This window comes from Kushneria sp. AK178 (genome assembly GCF_053903105.1).
The window spans coordinates 2501871-2518689 of the sequence record NZ_CP096381.1; the positions used below are offsets into that span (position 1 = coordinate 2501871).

General features: G+C 62.5%; 16 protein-coding genes and 1 tRNA gene. 3 read left to right on the forward strand and 14 right to left on the reverse strand.

Annotated elements, in window-relative coordinates; translation table 11 throughout:
* Positions 1-44 precede the first annotated feature (44 nt).
* Positions 45-1019, forward strand: a complete 975-nt coding sequence (locus tag M1D97_RS11500; protein ID WP_456267862.1) for a hypothetical protein — start codon at positions 45-47, stop codon at positions 1017-1019.
* On the opposite strand, the gene M1D97_RS11505 is transcribed toward M1D97_RS11500, so the two are convergent.
* From M1D97_RS11505 to M1D97_RS11540, 8 genes are all read right to left on the reverse strand, one after another.
* Complete coding sequence (locus M1D97_RS11505; protein WP_456267863.1) at positions 954-1514, reverse strand: methylated-DNA--[protein]-cysteine S-methyltransferase; 561 nt, start codon at positions 1512-1514, stop codon at positions 954-956. The genes M1D97_RS11500 and M1D97_RS11505 overlap by 66 nt on opposite strands.
* A complete protein-coding gene (locus tag M1D97_RS11510) occupies positions 1511-3004 on the reverse strand; it encodes an Ada metal-binding domain-containing protein (RefSeq protein ID WP_456267864.1) in 1494 nt (497 codons plus the stop codon). The genes M1D97_RS11505 and M1D97_RS11510 overlap by 4 nt, the downstream gene beginning before the upstream one ends.
* Positions 3005-3080: 76 nt before the next feature.
* Positions 3081-4235: a porin gene (locus M1D97_RS11515; protein WP_456267865.1), complete on the reverse strand. Its 1155-nt coding sequence runs from the start codon at positions 4233-4235 to the stop codon at positions 3081-3083.
* Positions 4236-4585: 350 nt separating this feature from the next.
* Positions 4586-6010: a sulfate adenylyltransferase subunit CysN gene (cysN, locus tag M1D97_RS11520; protein ID WP_456267866.1), complete on the reverse strand. Its 1425-nt coding sequence runs from the start codon at positions 6008-6010 to the stop codon at positions 4586-4588.
* 7 nt (positions 6011-6017) lie between these two features.
* Entirely contained in the window at positions 6018-6929 is a 912-nt protein-coding gene (gene cysD, locus M1D97_RS11525; RefSeq protein WP_456270218.1) for a sulfate adenylyltransferase subunit CysD, read from the reverse strand.
* A 209-nt stretch (positions 6930-7138) separates the two neighbouring features.
* Positions 7139-7876 (reverse strand): phosphodiesterase, encoded by a 738-nt coding sequence (locus tag M1D97_RS11530; RefSeq protein WP_456267867.1) that lies wholly within the window; start codon positions 7874-7876, stop codon positions 7139-7141.
* 106 nt (positions 7877-7982) lie between these two features.
* Positions 7983-8432, reverse strand: a complete 450-nt coding sequence (locus M1D97_RS11535) for a DUF1249 domain-containing protein (protein ID WP_456267868.1) — start codon at positions 8430-8432, stop codon at positions 7983-7985.
* A gap of 4 nt (positions 8433-8436) precedes the next feature.
* Positions 8437-9063: an NUDIX domain-containing protein gene (locus M1D97_RS11540; protein WP_456267869.1), complete on the reverse strand. Its 627-nt coding sequence runs from the start codon at positions 9061-9063 to the stop codon at positions 8437-8439.
* 207 nt (positions 9064-9270) lie between these two features.
* Between M1D97_RS11540 and greB the strand changes: the two genes are divergently transcribed.
* A complete protein-coding gene (greB, locus tag M1D97_RS11545) occupies positions 9271-9804 on the forward strand; it encodes a transcription elongation factor GreB (RefSeq protein WP_456267870.1) in 534 nt (177 codons plus the stop codon).
* A gap of 15 nt (positions 9805-9819) precedes the next feature.
* On the opposite strand, the gene M1D97_RS11550 is transcribed toward greB, so the two are convergent.
* Together M1D97_RS11550 and M1D97_RS11555 are read right to left on the reverse strand one after the other, a co-directional pair.
* Positions 9820-10794 carry a methyltransferase gene (locus M1D97_RS11550; RefSeq protein WP_456267871.1) on the reverse strand — a complete coding sequence of 325 codons (975 nt, stop codon included), beginning with the start codon at positions 10792-10794 and terminating at the stop codon, positions 9820-9822.
* 111 nt (positions 10795-10905) lie between these two features.
* Positions 10906-11676 carry a methyltransferase domain-containing protein gene (locus M1D97_RS11555; protein WP_456267872.1) on the reverse strand — a complete coding sequence of 257 codons (771 nt, stop codon included), beginning with the start codon at positions 11674-11676 and terminating at the stop codon, positions 10906-10908.
* Positions 11677-11750: 74 nt separating this feature from the next.
* On the opposite strand from M1D97_RS11555, the gene M1D97_RS11560 reads away from it, so the two are divergent.
* Positions 11751-11827, forward strand: a tRNA-Arg gene (locus M1D97_RS11560).
* Positions 11828-12059: 232 nt separating this feature from the next.
* On the opposite strand, the gene M1D97_RS11565 is transcribed toward M1D97_RS11560, so the two are convergent.
* From M1D97_RS11565 to M1D97_RS11580, 4 genes are all read right to left on the reverse strand, one after another.
* On the reverse strand, positions 12060-13565 hold the full coding sequence (locus tag M1D97_RS11565; protein WP_456267873.1) for a tripartite tricarboxylate transporter permease: 1506 nt from the start codon (positions 13563-13565) through the stop codon (positions 12060-12062).
* Positions 13565-14068, reverse strand: a complete 504-nt coding sequence (locus M1D97_RS11570) for a tripartite tricarboxylate transporter TctB family protein (RefSeq protein WP_456267874.1) — start codon at positions 14066-14068, stop codon at positions 13565-13567. The genes M1D97_RS11565 and M1D97_RS11570 overlap by 1 nt, the downstream gene beginning before the upstream one ends.
* A 9-nt stretch (positions 14069-14077) precedes the next feature.
* The gene (locus tag M1D97_RS11575) at positions 14078-15562 is read right to left on the reverse strand and encodes a sulfatase-like hydrolase/transferase (RefSeq protein WP_456267875.1); all 1485 of its coding nucleotides are present in this window, start codon (positions 15560-15562) and stop codon (positions 14078-14080) included.
* Between the two features lie 86 nt (positions 15563-15648).
* Positions 15649-16620: a Bug family tripartite tricarboxylate transporter substrate binding protein gene (locus tag M1D97_RS11580; protein ID WP_456267876.1), complete on the reverse strand. Its 972-nt coding sequence runs from the start codon at positions 16618-16620 to the stop codon at positions 15649-15651.
* Positions 16621-16819 lie beyond the last annotated feature (199 nt).

The window sequence follows — 16819 nt, forward strand, 5'->3', positions numbered from 1 at the left end:
AAACGATGCCATTCAATGACCCGCCACGTCACGAGGGCTGTCCCATGCATCAGGCCAGCGCCCTGCTCGAAGCCTTTGAAGAGACACGTCTGCGCGCCCCACACATGGCGTGTCACACGCTGGCCGTCCGGCTCGGCTGTAGTGAAGGAGAGATTCAGGCCGCGCGCCTGGGTCGTGGCGTGCAATCACTGGCCCTGACCCCCTGTGATCTGATCATGATGCTGCCGCAGCTGGGGCGGATCCGGATGGTCACCCGCACCGCCCATGCGGCGCTTGCGAGTCGGCTGGAGGACTGTGTCATCGACACCGACCGGCGCCATGCCAGCATTGTTGATCATCAGACGCTGACCATGCAGCTGGTGCTGTCCTGCTGGTACTGGGTCTGCCTGTCGCGGGAAGCGCCGAGCCCGGGTGCCGAGCCGGTGCCCTGTCTGCAGGTATTCGACCGTTGCGGTGGCGTGCTGCATCAATTCCATGGCCTGACGCCCGACGCTCCCGGCTGGAGACTGCTCGAGTACTTCGCCGCGCTGACACCGCCCCGCTTTACGCGTCGTATCGATATCGCCAACGTCTGTACCCGGGGACATCGTCCGGCCCTGCTCAGGGCATGGCGCGCCCTGCGCAGCGACGAGGACTTCTCGAAGCTGTTGTCACGCCATCATCTGCGACGCGTGGAAGCCAACCGCGCCGTGGCCGGGCATTTCACCACGCCCGTGGCCCCCGAGCGTTTCATCATGGCGCTGGCCGACACCTGCCGGCGCCCCCGGCCCACCCGCGTCAGTCTGATCCACGGCGGTGGCGCCCATCACCAGCGCGCCCGCTTCAGATATTTCCACCAGGACCGCCACGGCACCCTGCACCTTGAAAGCGATCCGCTGACCATTGCCTTCGACAGCAGCGCCCTTGCGGAAGTGTGGCAGGTCGAACGGCCCGGCGCCGAAGGTTTAAGCACCTCACTGGAGGCCTTCGACCCCGGTGGCGAGATGCTCCTCGCCCTTGAGACGGCGCAGGGCAGCTGATCCTTCCGGGCGCCCCTCCAGGGTGAGCAGATGCGCCTTGCGCTCGAGCCCGCCGGCATAGCCGTTGAGCCCGCCGCTGCCGGCCACCACGCGATGGCAGGGCACAATGATCGATACCGGATTGCGCCCGACCGCGCTGCCCACCGCGCGCGCATGGCCCCGCGGCAGTCCGAGCGCATCGGCCAGCGCCCCGTAGCTCAGCACCTCGCCGAAGCCGATGGCGGCAAGGCGCTGCCAGACCCGCTGCTGGAAGGGGCTGCCCGGCAGCGACAGCGGCAGATCAAAGCGCTGGCGCGCGCCGGCCAGATACTCTTCGAGGGCGTCGCGGGTCTGACGAATCACCCTCGACGGACTCTCCCCCGCCGGCGTCAGCGCGCCGCGTGCCGAGGGTGGAAAATGCTTCTGATCGTGAAAGAAGACGCCGGTCAGGTCATTCGACTCGACGCGCAGCACGATATCGCCCAGCGTAGAGGGCATGACGGCATGCTCGATCATTGCGGTGACTCCTCGTTTGACGGGGCGGCCGGCGGGGCGCCCCCTTCCCGTGGCGTGACACTGGACGACGCATGCCAGAGCCGGATGGCGGCATAGGCGCGCCACGGCGACCAGCACGCTGCGCGCTGCGCTGCCTCGCGGGCACTGCGGCATCCGAGCGCTTTCTTGAGCACCAGATCGCCGGCTGGAAAGGCATCCGGCCAGGCCAGCGCGCGCATGGCAATATATTGTGCTGTCCAGTCACCGATGCCGCGGATATCGCGCAGCGCTGCCATGCTCGCGGCCACCGGCGCCCCCGGTGACAGCCGCAGCGACCTGCTGTCCATGGCACTTGCCACGGCGATGATCGCCTCGGCGCGAATGCGCAACAGCCCCAGCGACATCAGGGCGTCCGGCGGCTGACCGGCCAGTGTCGCGGGGCGCGGAAACACATGACGGCCGGGATGGCCGGCGAGCGGCTCACCCAGGCGTGTCACCAGCGCCTGCAGGATGTGTCGTGCCCGAACGGTCGATACCTGCTGACCAACGATGGCGCGCACCGCCATTTCAAAACCGGTCACGGCACCGGGCACACGGAGACCGGCTCCCGTCAATTCCTCGAGATGCGAGTCGATCAGGGGCATGGGCGCGTCCAGATCAAACAGATGACGCACAATGCGCAGCACCTCGCCCATCACCGGCACCAGCGTCACCGGCAGGGTCAGCGCCAGCTGCTCTGGTCCGACGTGGGCCACGGTGACCCAGCCTGTATACACGATACGCCGGCTGCCACTGTCCTTTTCGATCATCAGGCTGCGCTGCCAGACCCCGGCCTCGATCTGCTCGAGCGCCTCGACCTGACGCGCGGCCAGAAAGTCGAGCATCGCCGTCCAGTCCAGCGGCGGCTGATAGGCCAGCGTCAGCGTGACCGGCGAGCCGGCAAGGCTGCCCGCCCCGGCGCGACGCAGGCGGCTCGGCGACAGTCGATAGTGCGCCTGGAACAGCGCGTTCAGCCGGCGCTGGCTGCCAAAGCCGGCGGCCAGGGCGATCTCGCTGATGGGCAGGTCGGTATCGGTCAGCAGCCGTTTGGCCAGCAGCAGACGCCGGGTTCTCGCCACCTCTGCCGTGGTCACCCCGAACGCGGCCCGGAACAGACGGCGCAGATGGCGCTCGCTGACCCCGATCCGGCCCGCCAGCGCGGCGGTATCATGGTGATCCAGAAAGCCGTTGTCGATCATCACCATCGCCGCCCGGGCCAGCTGATCCCGGGCATCCATCATGGCCAGTCCCGGCGCCAGCTCCGGCCGGCAGCGAAGGCACGGTCGAAACCCGGCCTGCTCGGCACCGGCCGGATGGGCGAAAAACCGGCAGTTGTCAGGCTTGGGGCAGCGCACGCGACAGATCGGCCGGCAGTAGATACCGGTCGAGGTCACGCCGACGACAAACTGGCCGTCGAAGCGGCGATCGCGAGAGGCCAGGGCCTGGTAGCAGACATCGGGAGCAAGGTTCATGCCCCCAATATATCGCGTCTCACGCCAGGGGACCGGCCGTTTGCGGACATGTGGATGGCGCTACAGGCCGCCCGACTCAGAAATCGTAGCGCACCCGGGCCAGCACCGAGTCGGGCTCGCTGTCCGAGGTGTTGGCAAATATTCGCTCGAGATCGAGGCGAAAGCCGTGGTTGAACTGGGTGGTCACCCCCAGCACCTGATGATTGGTCTGGGAATCGGCACTGCCCAGGCGCTTGAGGCGGTCGCCGGCGAGAAAGGGCTTGATGCTCTGTACCCAGTCGTTATCGAGCTGAAAGCTGTAGCGGGCGATGTACTCCACCCCGTAGGCATCGCTGGCGAAGTAGTCCTCCAGGCCGCCGGCCGGGTCCGGCACGAAATCCTCGTAGTAGCCGGCCCCTACGGCGAGATACCAGTTGCCGCCGGTCCAGGTCAGGGAGCTGCCGGTCAGCTGCTGTCGAAAGGATTGCTGGTCGCCCTCGCTTTTGACCTCGGCCGAGGTATTGGCATAGGCCCCGCCCAGCGTCAGATCATCGGTCAGATGCCATCGAAAGCCGATCGACGCCCCGGTGCGACGACGATAGTCATACGGTTTATCGTCCAGATGGAGATCGTCGTCGGGAAACAGCCAGCCCGCAAAGACCGTGAAGTCCTCGGTGCCGTTGGAGTAGCGCAGGCTCTTGCGGGCGCGATAGGAGCCGTCATGGCTGCCATCCACGCCCACACCCGGCGCCTGGGCAAACTGGTTGTAGTCCCAGACGTCGGTGCTGACGCCCACGGTGTCGTAATAGACACTGTTCTGCTTGCCGGCGGTCAGCCGGCCGTAATGGTCGCTTTCAAAGCCGAAGTAGACCTGCCGGCGGGTGGTCGCGCTGTCACTGCTGTCCCGGTCGTAGTGGTCGTGCCAGCCCATGACCTTCGCCGTGTTCACGCCCAGCTCGCCGTAGCTCAGAAGCGTCAGGTCATCGCTGACATGGTAGTTGACGTGCAGGCGAAAGCGCGTGCCGCCATCGTAACCGCGGTGCTTGTAGCTGCCGTCGTCCGTACCACCCGTTTCATTGAAATACTGCGCCCTGATGCTGCCGCCCACCTGGACCTCGACCCGCTCCAGCGGCCCCCGGGGTGACTCGTCAGGCGATAGCAGCGTGACCTCTGCCCGGGCAGCACCGGCCTGTGCCAACGCCAGACTGCCTGTCATCATCCACAGTACACGCCGCCCCTTCCCGATAGTCATGTCACATCCTGGTCCGTTCGATAAAGGACGCCATACCGGACAGGGCATGCCCGGCCGGACGGCATTAAATGGATGGGCAGTATAGAGATGCCGCGCGTCTGTTTGAAAGCAAACTTAATACCGCAATGGTGGCACACGATATCGCCGTCGACGTCAGCCAGCCGGGGCCATCACGACAAGACGCCTCGCCCCTTTGCGAGGCGACCGTAACGTTGTGGCCGGCAGCGAACACCTCAGGAAGCGACTGGATGCCGGGCGCGTGATAACCGTCGTCGCTGGCGCGTTGTCGAAGGCCGGATACAACAACGCCCGGCACAAAGCCGGGCGCGGATCGAACGCTGACGGTGCGCTCAGCGCGTAAAGATGTCGCGAACGTCTTTCGCTTCCCAGTGCGGGAAGTGGCGACGAATCAGGTCATTGAGCTCGACCTCGAAGGCCTGCCAGTCAACGCTGCCACCGCCCTGGGCGCTGTCGGCCGCGCTGCGGATCATGCCAGCGCCCACCGTCAGGTTGGTCAGCCGGTCGATGACGATGAAGCTGCCGGTTCCCGGGCTGGTGTCATAGGCATCCACCGGAACCGGCTGGGTCAGGGTCACCTGACAGCGGCCGATCTCGTTGAGCGCCAGTCGCTCGGCATCGTGATGCGCCAGCGTATTGACGTCGATGCCGTAGTCGATGGCGCTGATCTGACCGCTGACATCGCGCGTGGCGAGCTTGAAGTCGTAGCCGCGACCGGGCGTCATTTCCCGCTCGTTCATCCAGACAATGTCGGCAACAAAGGCATTGGACATCGGCAGTTCGGTATCGGCCGCCACCAGCCAGTCACCACGGGAGACATCCACCTCGTCGGCCAGCGTCACGGTAATGGCCTGACCGGGCCATGCCTCATCAAGATCACCGTCGAAGGTCACGATGCGCTCGACCGTGGAGACCTTGCCGGAGGGCATCACCTTCACCGACTGGCCCGGGCGCATGACACCGGCGGCCAGCGTGCCGGCATAACCGCGAAAGTCCAGATTGGGACGATTGACGTACTGAACTGGAAAGCGCAGGTCCGTCAGGTTCTGGTCGCGCGAGATCTCGACATTTTCGAGCTGTTCCAGCAGCGGCACGCCCTCATGCCAGGGCATGTTGACGCTCGGATTGACGACGTTGTCGCCTTCCAGCGCCGACATCGGCACGAAGCTGATATCCCGCGCCTTGAGGTTCTCGGCAAAGCTCAGGTAGTCGCGCTTGATCTCTTCAAAACGATCCTGCGAGTAGTCGACCAGGTCCATCTTGTTGACCGCGATCACCAGATGCTGGATACCCACCAGATCGGCGATGAAGCTGTGGCGGCGCGTCTGCACCTGCACGCCGTAGCGCGCATCGATCAAAATGACCGCCAGGCTTGCCGTGGAGGCACCGGTCGCCATGTTGCGGGTGTACTGCTCGTGTCCGGGCGTGTCGGCGATGATGAACTTGCGCTTGTCGGTCGAGAAGAAGCGATAGGCCACATCGATGGTGATGCCCTGTTCGCGCTCGGACTGAAGGCCGTCCACCAGCAGGGCCAGATCCACGCGCTCGCCGGTGGTGCCGCGGGTCTTCGAGTCCCGCGACAGCGCTGCCAGCTGATCCTCGTAGATCATTTTCGAGTCGTGCAGCAGCCGCCCGATCAGGGTCGACTTGCCGTCATCGACGCTCCCGCAGGTGATGAAGCGCAGCAGGTCCTTGGCTTCGTGCTCCTTGAGATACGCCTCGATGTTGTCGGCGATCAGAGATGATTGGTGTGCCATATGCGCCTCAGAAGTAACCTTCGCGTTTCTTGCGTTCCATGGAGCCGGCCTGATCGTGATCAATGGCGCGCCCGGAGCGTTCACTGGTACGGGTCAGGAGCATCTCCTGAATGATGTCCGGGAGCGTGGCCGCCTCGGACTCCACCGCCCCGGTCAGCGGATAGCAGCCCAGCGTTCGAAAACGCACGGACTTCATCTCGGGCACTTCGCCCTCTTCCAGCGGCATGCGCTCGTCATCAACCATGATCAGCGTGCCGTCGCGCTCGACCACCGGCCGCGGGGCGGAGTAATACAGCGGCACGATCGGAATCGATTCGAGATAGATGTACTGCCAGATGTCCAGCTCGGTCCAGTTGGACAGCGGGAAGACGCGAATCGACTCGCCCTTGTTCACGTGGCCGTTGTACAGGTTCCACAGCTCCGGACGCTGATTTTTCGGGTCCCAGCGGTGGAACTTGTCGCGGAAGGAGTAGACGCGCTCCTTGGCCCGCGAGGCCTCTTCATCGCGACGCGCCCCGCCAAAGGCGGCATCGAAGCCGTACTTGTCCAGCGCCTGCTTGAGCGACTGGGTCTTCATGATATCGGTGTACTTGGAGCTGCCGTGGTCAAACGGGTTGATGCCCGCCTCACGACCTTCCTCGTTGATGTGCTCGATCAGCTCCATGCCGGTCTCGGCCGCCATGCGATCGCGAAACTCGATCATCTCCTTGAACTTCCACGTGGTATTGACGTGCATCAGCGGAAACGGCGGCGTACCTGGATAGAACGCCTTGCGCGCCAGATGCAGCATGACCGAGGAGTCCTTGCCGATCGAGTAGAGCATAACGGGGTTGCGAAACTCGGCGGCAACCTCGCGAATGATATGAATCGACTCGGCTTCGAGCTGTTTCAGATGTGTTTGCCGCTCGGGGGAAAGCATGCGTGTCACAACCTCTCATGACCAAACGTCATCGCCGGGTGACGATGACGCTGTAAACAGGATGTCTCGCGATAGACAGCGTCACGAGTCAATAATGATGCCTCACGTTAGCGAGCCGCCTTCATAACGTCAAAGAATCAACTTTTCTTCCTTTAGACGATCCGGGTATAAAAAAGCGGCGCGCCGATACACCGTTTATCAGTGCCGTTTCAGTCCGGCACATACTCGACCCGGCTCGATACCAGAGGCTGCGGTGACGCATGGCGGGACAGGCGTATCAGGCGAAAACCACCCGGCGCGCGCTCATCGACGGCGAAATCGCGGCTATCGGGCACGAACTGCGCTGCCACGGCCGGCACCGACATGACCGGCACCTTGTGCTGCAGACAGGTGCGCTCGTGATGGATGTGACCACACAGCACGGCGTGCACATGCTCATACTGGCCCAATATGGCCCAGAACGCTTCGCGATTCTCGAGGCCGATCTCGTTCATCCAGGCCGCCTCCACCAGCACGGGTGGGTGATGCAGCACAATCAGCGCCGGCGAATCATCGTCTGCCAGCTGCGCCTCGAGACGCGTCAGCTGTGCCTGCCCCAGTCGCCCGCCTTCTTCGCCCTCGATCCAGCTATCGAGCAGAATGATCTGCCAGCCGTCGAGATGAACGACCGGCACCAGGGGGCGGACCGTCGCCATGGTGGCGGGATGGTCGTGGTTGCCGGGCAGCCACACCCAGTCACAGCCGAGCGCGTCGAGCTGCCCGGCGGCTCGCTGATAGGAGGCGATCGAGCCGTCATCGCTGACATCGCCGCTGACGATGACCAGATCCGGCTGGCAGGCGCCCACGCGTGCCAGCATCGCGTTCAGACGCGCCTGAACATCCACGCCCCGATAGGGCTGCGCGGGGTCGGCATACAGATGGCTGTCCGAAAGCTGAACAATCAGCATGGCGGGCTCCTGAAAACGACATTACCGCCATGCGGCGGCCGGGGTGAAGCGGTGCAACGGACAGGGACAGGACGGGCCAGCGGTGAACCGATGAGTGCCGCCCGGTTCAGGGCGTCTCGAAAATACGAGTGTCATGACCGTGGGCCAGACCGTGCTCCAGCCACTCGCCCAGAAAGCGGTTGAGCTGCAGCTTCTCATCGGGCTGGTGCATATGAGCGTTGGGGTAGCGATAGCGCCCCTCAAAATGACGCTTGCGCTGAAAATCGGTCACTTCCGCCATCTGCACATCGTGATACAGGTGCACCACCATGCGCGGCGCATCGATCATGTCATCGAGCACGCCACTCTGGAACACGCGTACGACCGTCGTATAGGGCGCACGCTCGACGACCTCGAGATGCAGTGTCCCGAAGCGTTCGGTGTGACTGGCCAACGGCAGCTCGAGGCGCTCGCCCGCAGCGATATCGCCCAGCAGCCGGTCCAGACGCACAAAGTTGGCCGTACACTCGGCCTGTAGCGTTTTGAGATCGGTAACGTAAGCGGTTCGTTGACTCAAATGACTATCTCCTTGCTCTGAGGGCCGGACGCTCCCGGGCCAGCCAGTACAGCGCAATCAGTAACATGGCATTGTTGATGGTGCCGTCTTCCAGTAATCCCCAGGCATCGCGAAAGGGTAACACACGCACCATGATGTCCTCGTGCTCCTCTTCAAGCCCATGTATGCCCCCCAGGTTGCCGGCATCTACCAGCGCACAATAAAGCGTGATGTATTCATCACAGGCGCCGGGACTGGGGAAATAGCGATGAATCTCCAAAAGCGATTCGGTGTGGCAGCCGGTCTCTTCATGGACCTCACGACGGGCCACCGCTTCCGGCGACTCGCTGGAATCGATCAGCCCGGCGGCCGGTTCCAGCAGCCAGGGGCTGAAATCCCGCCCCATCGCGCCGGCGCGAAACTGTTCGACCAGCACGACCGCATCGCGTTCCACGTCATACAGCAGCACCCCCACGGCGTCATGGTGACGAAATACCTCGCGCGAAACGGTCTCGCTCCAGCCGCCCCGATACTGGCGATAGCGCACATCGACCCGGGCCAGGTCGAAAAACCCGCGGTGCAGCGGGGTATCGCCGAGATGTTCAACATCGTCGGCATCAAAGCGCGGTAGCGGCGTCGTGTCCTGAGTCATCGGCGTTTTCCCGGAATACATGAGCGCTGGTGGCCGGTAACAAGCGTTACGCCTTCGGTGACGAAGCGACGACCGGTACCGGTAGTAGAAGCAGTGTGGGCAAGGTTATGGATGCCGCGCCAGCCACTTTCAAGCTTGCGGCGGCCTTGGCAGCACCCTGCGAGGCGATTATGGTAATCGCCCCATTGTCATACGGACACCGTCGGCATGAAAGGACGCAACATGACCCGCTGGCGCGACCCGGCGAAGGACCCGCGCCAGGAGAAAAAGACCGACCTGATCACGCCGGAAGGGTTTGAGTCGATCCAGAGCCTGCTGGATCACCTGGTGCGCGTGCGCCGCCCCGAGCTTTCCCGCAAGACCGGCGAAGCCGCCGCCCAGGGCGATCGCAGCGAAAACGCCGACTACACCTACAACAAGAAGGCGCTCAACAGCACCATCGCCCGCATTGCCTATCTGCAAAAGCGCCTCGACGCCCTGACCGTGGTCGACCGCCTGCCCGAAGACCGCAACAGGGTCTTTTTCAGCGCCTGGGTGACGCTGGAGGATGACGACGGCGAAGAGATGCGCATCCGCATTGTCGGTCCCGACGAGACTGACAACAAAAAGCACTGGATCAGCGTGGATGCCCCGCTGGCGCGCGCTTTGCTCGGCAAGGCGCTGGATGCCGAAGTCACTGTGGACGCCCCGGGTGGCGCGACCACCTATATCATTACCGACATCGCCTACGCCGAGCGCTAGCGCGGCCGGCGACGTTCAACGCCGGCTGGCGCGATAGACCCGGAAGCGGCTGGTTTCCTGCAGCACCTCGACGCGGCCGAAGTGCTTTTTCATCAGATCCATATAGGGCAGGAAGCTGTTGGCGACCAGATAGAGCGTGCCCTTCGGGGCCAGCTTTTTGCTGGCCTGCTCGACCAGCTTGCGGGCCGGGTCGATCGACACACTGCGTTCCTGATGGAAGGCCGGGTTGCTGACGATGGCGTCAAAGGGGCCTTCGACGGCGGCCAGCATGTCACTGGGCAGCACCTCGGCCGTCAGGTCATTGGCCGCCAGCGTGCGCCGGGTGGCTTCCAGCGCCAGATGGTTGATGTCCACGGCCGTGACATCCGCCCCCTGGCGTGCCAGCCAGGCGCTGATCACACCGTCGCCGCAACCGGCATCCAGCACCTGCCCTTCCAGCGCCGGCAGCACCTCCAGCAGCATACGGGTGCCATCATCCAGTCGCCCGTGACCAAAGACGCCCGGGTGACTGACCAGGGTGAGATCCAGCGCCTCGAACCGCGACCAGTGATCGCCCGCCTCTTCCGCCACGGTCGTGGCCTGATACAGCGAGCAGCGCCGCGCGTTATCCAGCCGCTGATGCGCCATGCCGCGCGCCTTCAACTCCCCCGGCACCCGCTTGCCACCGCCGTGATGCTCGCCAACGATGCGAATCGTGCTGTCCGGTGCGCAGTGAGCATTGATCTGATCCAGCCACCAGCGCCCCAGATCCATCGTTTTGGGCCAGAACAGCAGCGCGGCGCTCATCGCCTCCGGCGGTGCCAGCCCCTCGACCACCTCATGGCCGTGCTGGCGCCATACCTCGGCAATCAGATGATCCAGGCTCCAGATGTGCCGTGCCGGCCCGTTCAGAAGCCCCTCATCCAGCGGCGGTGCAATCAGCCACTCCCCATCCCTGATGACGGGTGACTGTCGATCCAGCAATTGCCCCATGGGCGTGGAAAAACTCATGAATCCCCTGCTCTACTCAAATGATGACCGGCCTGTTCAGTAACAGACTCATGAAGATAACGGTATATTCCCGGCTGCCCCCGGAAGACGTCTCGAATGGGAGCAAGAATATCAGCCCGGACGGTAAACGCTGTAATGAAGATAGCGTCCCAGCCGCCAGTAAGGTTCTTTTTGACAATAGCGATGCTCCAGTTCGAAAAGCCGCTCAAGGGTCGCCTCATCCGGGTCGCGCTCGCGCAGATAGTCATGGAACACGCGGATGCCCGTGACCGAGCGGACCTCCAGCCCGGCCTCGCCCAGCCAGCGCACGACATCGTCATGGCGCAGCGGCGAGATCGGCGTCAGGCGCTTGCGGGTGCCCAGACCTGCCAGCTGATCATCCAGCACCCGCTGCAGATTGCCCTTGACCACGTTGGAAAGGCGCAGCGCATCCTCGTTGAACACCATCAGCGACAGCCAGCCGCCGGGGGCGAGCTGATCGGCCAGTAAATGGATCGCCGCCTGCGGGTCGATCAGCCACTCCAGCACCGCATGGCAGAACATCAGCGGCCACGGGCCGGGCGCCACCTCGGGCAGATGCTGCAGGTCACACTGATGAAAGCGGGCATCGCTTCCTGCAAGGCGCTCGCGGGCCGCGGCGAGCATGTCCTCGGCCGGCTCCAGCAGGGTGACCGGATGACCCTGCGCGTTTGCCCAGTGCGACATCTGCCCCAGGCCCGCGCCGACATCCACCAGCGGCTGCCCCTGCATCGGAATGGAAGACTCGATGGCATGCGTCAACAGCGCCAGACGCAGCCGGCCGCGGGCGTGGTGATACAGGGCGGTTTCAAACTTCTCGGCCATGCCATTGAAATGGCGGTCCGTCGTGATGCGTTCTTTCATGCGGGCTCGATTGCAGGCGTGGATGCGTCAGGGTTTCACTATACGCATGAAATCCCTATAATGGCGCCCGCTTCGCCCCCGTAGCTCAGCTGGATAGAGCGTCCCCCTCCTAAGGGGAAGGTCTCAGGTTCGAATCCTGACGGGGGCGCCAGCGCCTCCCCTTCCTAATTATCTTCTCCTCTGTTCCTGATATTGCTTTTTTGAGGTGCATCAGCACTCAGCACCATGTTGACAAGCTCTGGGGCTCTAGCCGGGCACGTCTGCTGCTGACGCTTCAACAAGCGTAAGGGGCTGCTCTGCAACTCAATATCAGGATGCAGGGCAAGCCCTTTGTCGTTCAAACAAGCGACTCTGACCGAACAGGCTTCGTGACAAATACGGCGTCACGCCCTGTCAGCACGTCGCGACTTCATGGCCGTTCTGAATGCCATCGCCACTGCCAGCACCAAAATGCCCATCGAGAGCGCGAGAAAAGCGCCGCTGATGGGGCTGGTCACAAAGACACTCCAGTCACCTCGCGACAGTAACAACGCCCGGCGGAAGTTTTCCTCCAGCATCGGGCTCAGGATGAAGCCAAGAATCAATGGTGCCGGGGGGAAGCCCAGACGCAGCAGACCATAACCGATCAGACCGAAGATCATGACCACGAAGATATCGAACATGGCGCTGTTGATGCTGTACACACCAATGCAGATCAGAGTCAGTATGGCCGGATAAAGCACCGAATAAGGTATCTGAAGCAGCCGGGTCCAGAGGCCGATCAGCGGGATATTGAGCACCAGCAACATCGCATTGCCGATCAAAAAGCTGACGACCAGACCCCAGAAGAGATCAGGATGATCGGCAATCAGCCCGGGGCCCGGGTCAATACCGTGAATCATCAGCGCCCCGAGCATGACCGCCATCACGGCGTCACCGGGTACCCCAAGCGTCAGTGACGGAATAAAGGCTGCCTGCGCTGCGGCATTGTTGGCCGACTCCGGCGCCGCCAGCCCTTCTACCGCGCCTTTGCCAAAACGCTCCGGGGTTTTGGTCAGACGCCTTTCCAGCGCATAGGCCAGAAAAGCGGCCATCGCGGCACCGGCCCCCGGCAGCACGCCGCAGCCGGCTCCCAGGGCAGAGCCTCGCCCGGTAGAAGGCAGTGATCGCCTGATATCGTCACGGCTGGGCAACATGCTGCGAAATCCAAAGCTCTCCTTTTGAGTACTGCGACGGCGATGCGCTGTCGCCATGACCTCGGAGACGCCAAAAAGTCCCATGGCGACAGATACGATATTGAGACCGTCAGCCATATAGGGAATGCCCAGGGTATACCGGAACTGTCCGGAGTTGACGTCCTGTCCCACGATGCCCAGAAACAGACCGAGCGCGACCATGAACAGCGAGCGCAGAAAGGTCCCGCCGCCAATCGCTGCCGCGCCAATAAGTGCCAGCAGCAACAGCGAGAAATACTCTGCCGCCCCGAACTCCAGCGCAAAGGACGCCAATAGCGGCGCAAATCCGCCAACCAGAACAACGGCGAAGATGCCGCCCACGAAAGAGGCGATCGCGGTCAGGAAAAGCGCGATACCGCCCCGCCCCTGCTGGGCCATGGGATAGCCTTCCAGTGCCGTGACCGCCGCCGCCGGTGTACCGGGTAGATTGAGCAGTATGGAGGCCGTTGAACCACCGTACTGACCACCGTAATAGATACCCGCCAGCATGATGATGGCTTCGGTCTGGGGGATATAGAACGTGATGGGCAGCAGCATGGCGATTGCCGGCAACGGACCGACGCCCGGCAGCACCCCCACCACCATGCCCAGAAACACGCCGAGAAAGCAGTACATCAATGCCGACCAAGTCAGCGCAACCGACGCCCCCTGAGCGAGGTTGGAAAAAAGTTCCATTACCACACTCCCCGAATGAGCGTGAAGGGCAGGCCGAGACCGACCACAAAGATCAACACCACCAGCAGCGGCACCCCGATACACAGCCCCACGAGCCGTTGAATACTAAAGGTTGGCGCCGCCAGCGTACTCACGACTACCAGCGCCAGACAGGCCGGAATCAGTCCTGCCGGTTGAAGCAACAGCCCGAAAAGGGCGATCGACAGCGGCACGCAGATGAGAGAACGCCAGCTGCTCCCGGCCTCTTCCCGGGCATCGTCAGCAGCCTTGTCTTCGGACGTGGAATCAGTGGATTTCCCGAAAAGCGCCCTGAGAGCAACGCCCATCCCCAGCAGTACCATGAGGCCTCCCAGCAGCATGGGATAAAACCCCGGCCCCATTCGACCTGCCGTCCCGAGGCGATAATCCAGCGCCCCCACAACGACGGCAAGACCCGATACAATCATGACCAGTGCTGAAATCCAGTCGATCGGCGCCAGTGCCTTCGCGGACCGCATTTTCATGGCACGCTCCTACCAGGAACCAACAGGTTTGGAGGGGTCGGTTCGAGGCGGCTCGGGATAGTGAAGCCCGCGCTGCCCCGAAAGCCCCCGGTTATGATGCGTCTGGTGCGCCGGCGCCTCGGTGCCGACCAGCTGGCCATCGCGCACCCACGCCAGATCTTCGCCATACAGATGCTCGATCAGCCCCTCCTTGAGGCGTTCCACGATATCGGCATGATCGGACGCGTGGATTCGGTCAACCTCCTCCCCGGGGTCCTCCTGCAGATCAAACAGCTGGAAATGATTGCCCGCGGGGTACCAGATCAACTTGTAGCGCTCATCGCGAATCATTCTGGTGGCCCGCACTCCGGTAGACGCCTCCCCGTAGAAGAGGTGTCGGCGTTCACCGTTCACCGCACTCCTGCCATCGCCGCCTTCGGGCATGGGGATACCGGCCAACTCCAGAAGACTTGGCATGATGTCCTGAAGCCCCATGAGACGATCATCGGTCGCCCCGGGCGCCACTCGCCCACCATCGCGCTGGTCGATGAGCATGAACGGCACGCGTGCCGAGCCTTCATACATCAGTCGCTTGGCATAAAAGCCATGATCGCCCAGCATGTCGCCATGATCGCCGGTAAAACAGATGATGGTGTTGTCGAGCAGCCCTTCTTCCCTCAGCGTCCCGATCAGAATGCGAATCTGATGATCGATATGCGTACACAGGGCGTAGAACGCCCGCAGCATGTTGGCATGCTGCACCGGGGCCAGATCCCGCCAGTACTCCTGCACGGCGCGCAGCACATAGGGCAGGTTTTCCGCATCCCGGGACCAGTCGGACTCGGTCGGCGCCGGCATGTCGCGGTCGCGATAGCGCTCCAGATAGGAAGCAAGCGGCACCAGCGGCGGATGCGGCGCTGTGTAGGAGACATACCAGAACCCGGGACGGGTGGGATCGCGACGTTTGATCATGCGTGCCGCGGTGGTGGTCGTCCAGGACGTGACATGCGTGTGCTCCGGCAGATGCCAAGGTCGCCATTCATATTCGTTGTTGCTCATGCCGTGCAAAAACTGCTGCCCGACATATCCTGAATCCGCCAGATATATCTCGTAGTCATCCGGACCATCGATCTGCCCGCGCCCTTCCTCGGCAAGCCATGCCTCTTCAAAGCCGATGCGATCACGCGTTGGATAGACGTGCAGCTTGCCCGTCATGGCGGTCTGGTAACCGTTGTCCTTGAAGCACTGCGGCAGCGTGGGTAGATCCTTTGGCATGGGCAATGAAGGTTGAAATTCCCGATCACCATGCAGCCGGGAGCTGGCACCGGTCATGATCGACCGCCGTGAAGGAATGCAGATCGGCGTCTCGGCATAGCACCGGGTATAGCGCGTGCCCAGTTCCGCCAGCCGATCCAGCGTGGGCGTCTCGATGACGGGATGGCCGGCACAGCTCAGCAGATCGGCCGGCCATTGATCCACGCAGATAAATAAAACGTTGGGCCTTGAGTCAGACATCGATGATCTTCCATGAAAGAGTGAGCGCCGCCGCAGATCGATGTTGAGACCGATCCGCGACAGATTCGACGTGATCCGTTCCGGAACTAGTGCGTTGACACATCAGCCATCTCGACCAGCTCGCCAAGTGTTTCGGACTGTATGTCAACAAAGGTGGCGAACTCATCCGCGGTACCGCCGATCACTTCAATGCTGACTGCTTCCAGGCGCTGACGAACAGCCGGCTCATCAAGCACCTTGTTCATGGCTTCATTGAGCCGCTCGGCAATCGCGGGATCGATATCCGCCGGCGCAAACAGGCCATGCCAGGACGTGAACACCATATCGACCCCCAGCTCGGAGAGTGTCGGGACATCCGGCAGCGCCTGTGCCCGTTCTGCGCTGGTCACCGCCAGTGCCTTGATCGAGCCTTCCCGAACGGCGGGCACCATCGTGCCATCGATAAAGGCACCGACTTCACCGCCAATCAGAGCCGTACGGGCAGGAGAAGATCCCTGATAGGGGATGTGCAATCCCTCAAAACCAAGCAGCGATTCAAGGTATTCAAACGACAGGTGCTGAGGCGTCCCGATCCCTGCCGAAGCGTAATCGATGTCTTCCGGACGAGACTCCGCAAGCTCCCTGAACTCCTCGAAGGTGGACACGTCGAGCCGGGGGCCAACCCCCAGTACCAGTGGCACGGAGGTAATCTGAACGATAGGCGTGAAATCGGCGACCGGGTCGTAGGCAAGGTCGTCGTAGACATGCGGGTTAATACCATGCGTCGCGATGTCACCAAGCAACAGCGTATAGCCGTCAGCGTTGGCGCGTGACACCTCGCCACTGCCGATGGTGCCACCGGCGCCGGCCCGATTTTCCACGACTACCGGCTGGCCCAGCTCCTTGCTGAGCGGTTCACTCAATGTTCGGCCGATAAGATCAACATTACCGCCGGGCGAATAGGGCACGATCAGATGAATCGGCTTTTGCGGCCAGTCTCCCTGGCCGGCCTGTGCACCTGAAAACGCCAGGGACCCCAAGAGTATGCCCACCAGAGGCAAGGCAATGCGTTTGAACATGATGTTGTTCCTTTTGGTCATGTAGAGTGACGCGCCTTTTCCAGACCCTTTATCAGTTTTATAAGCGCTGCTGATGAGAGATTCTTTTTTGAATCAGCCCATGAAGACATCCGACAGCGTTATCGCTCCATTCTGGAATCGACCAGGATGGAATCTGACATGCAGAGATGGCTTTAAATCCACAATAACCAATAGAATT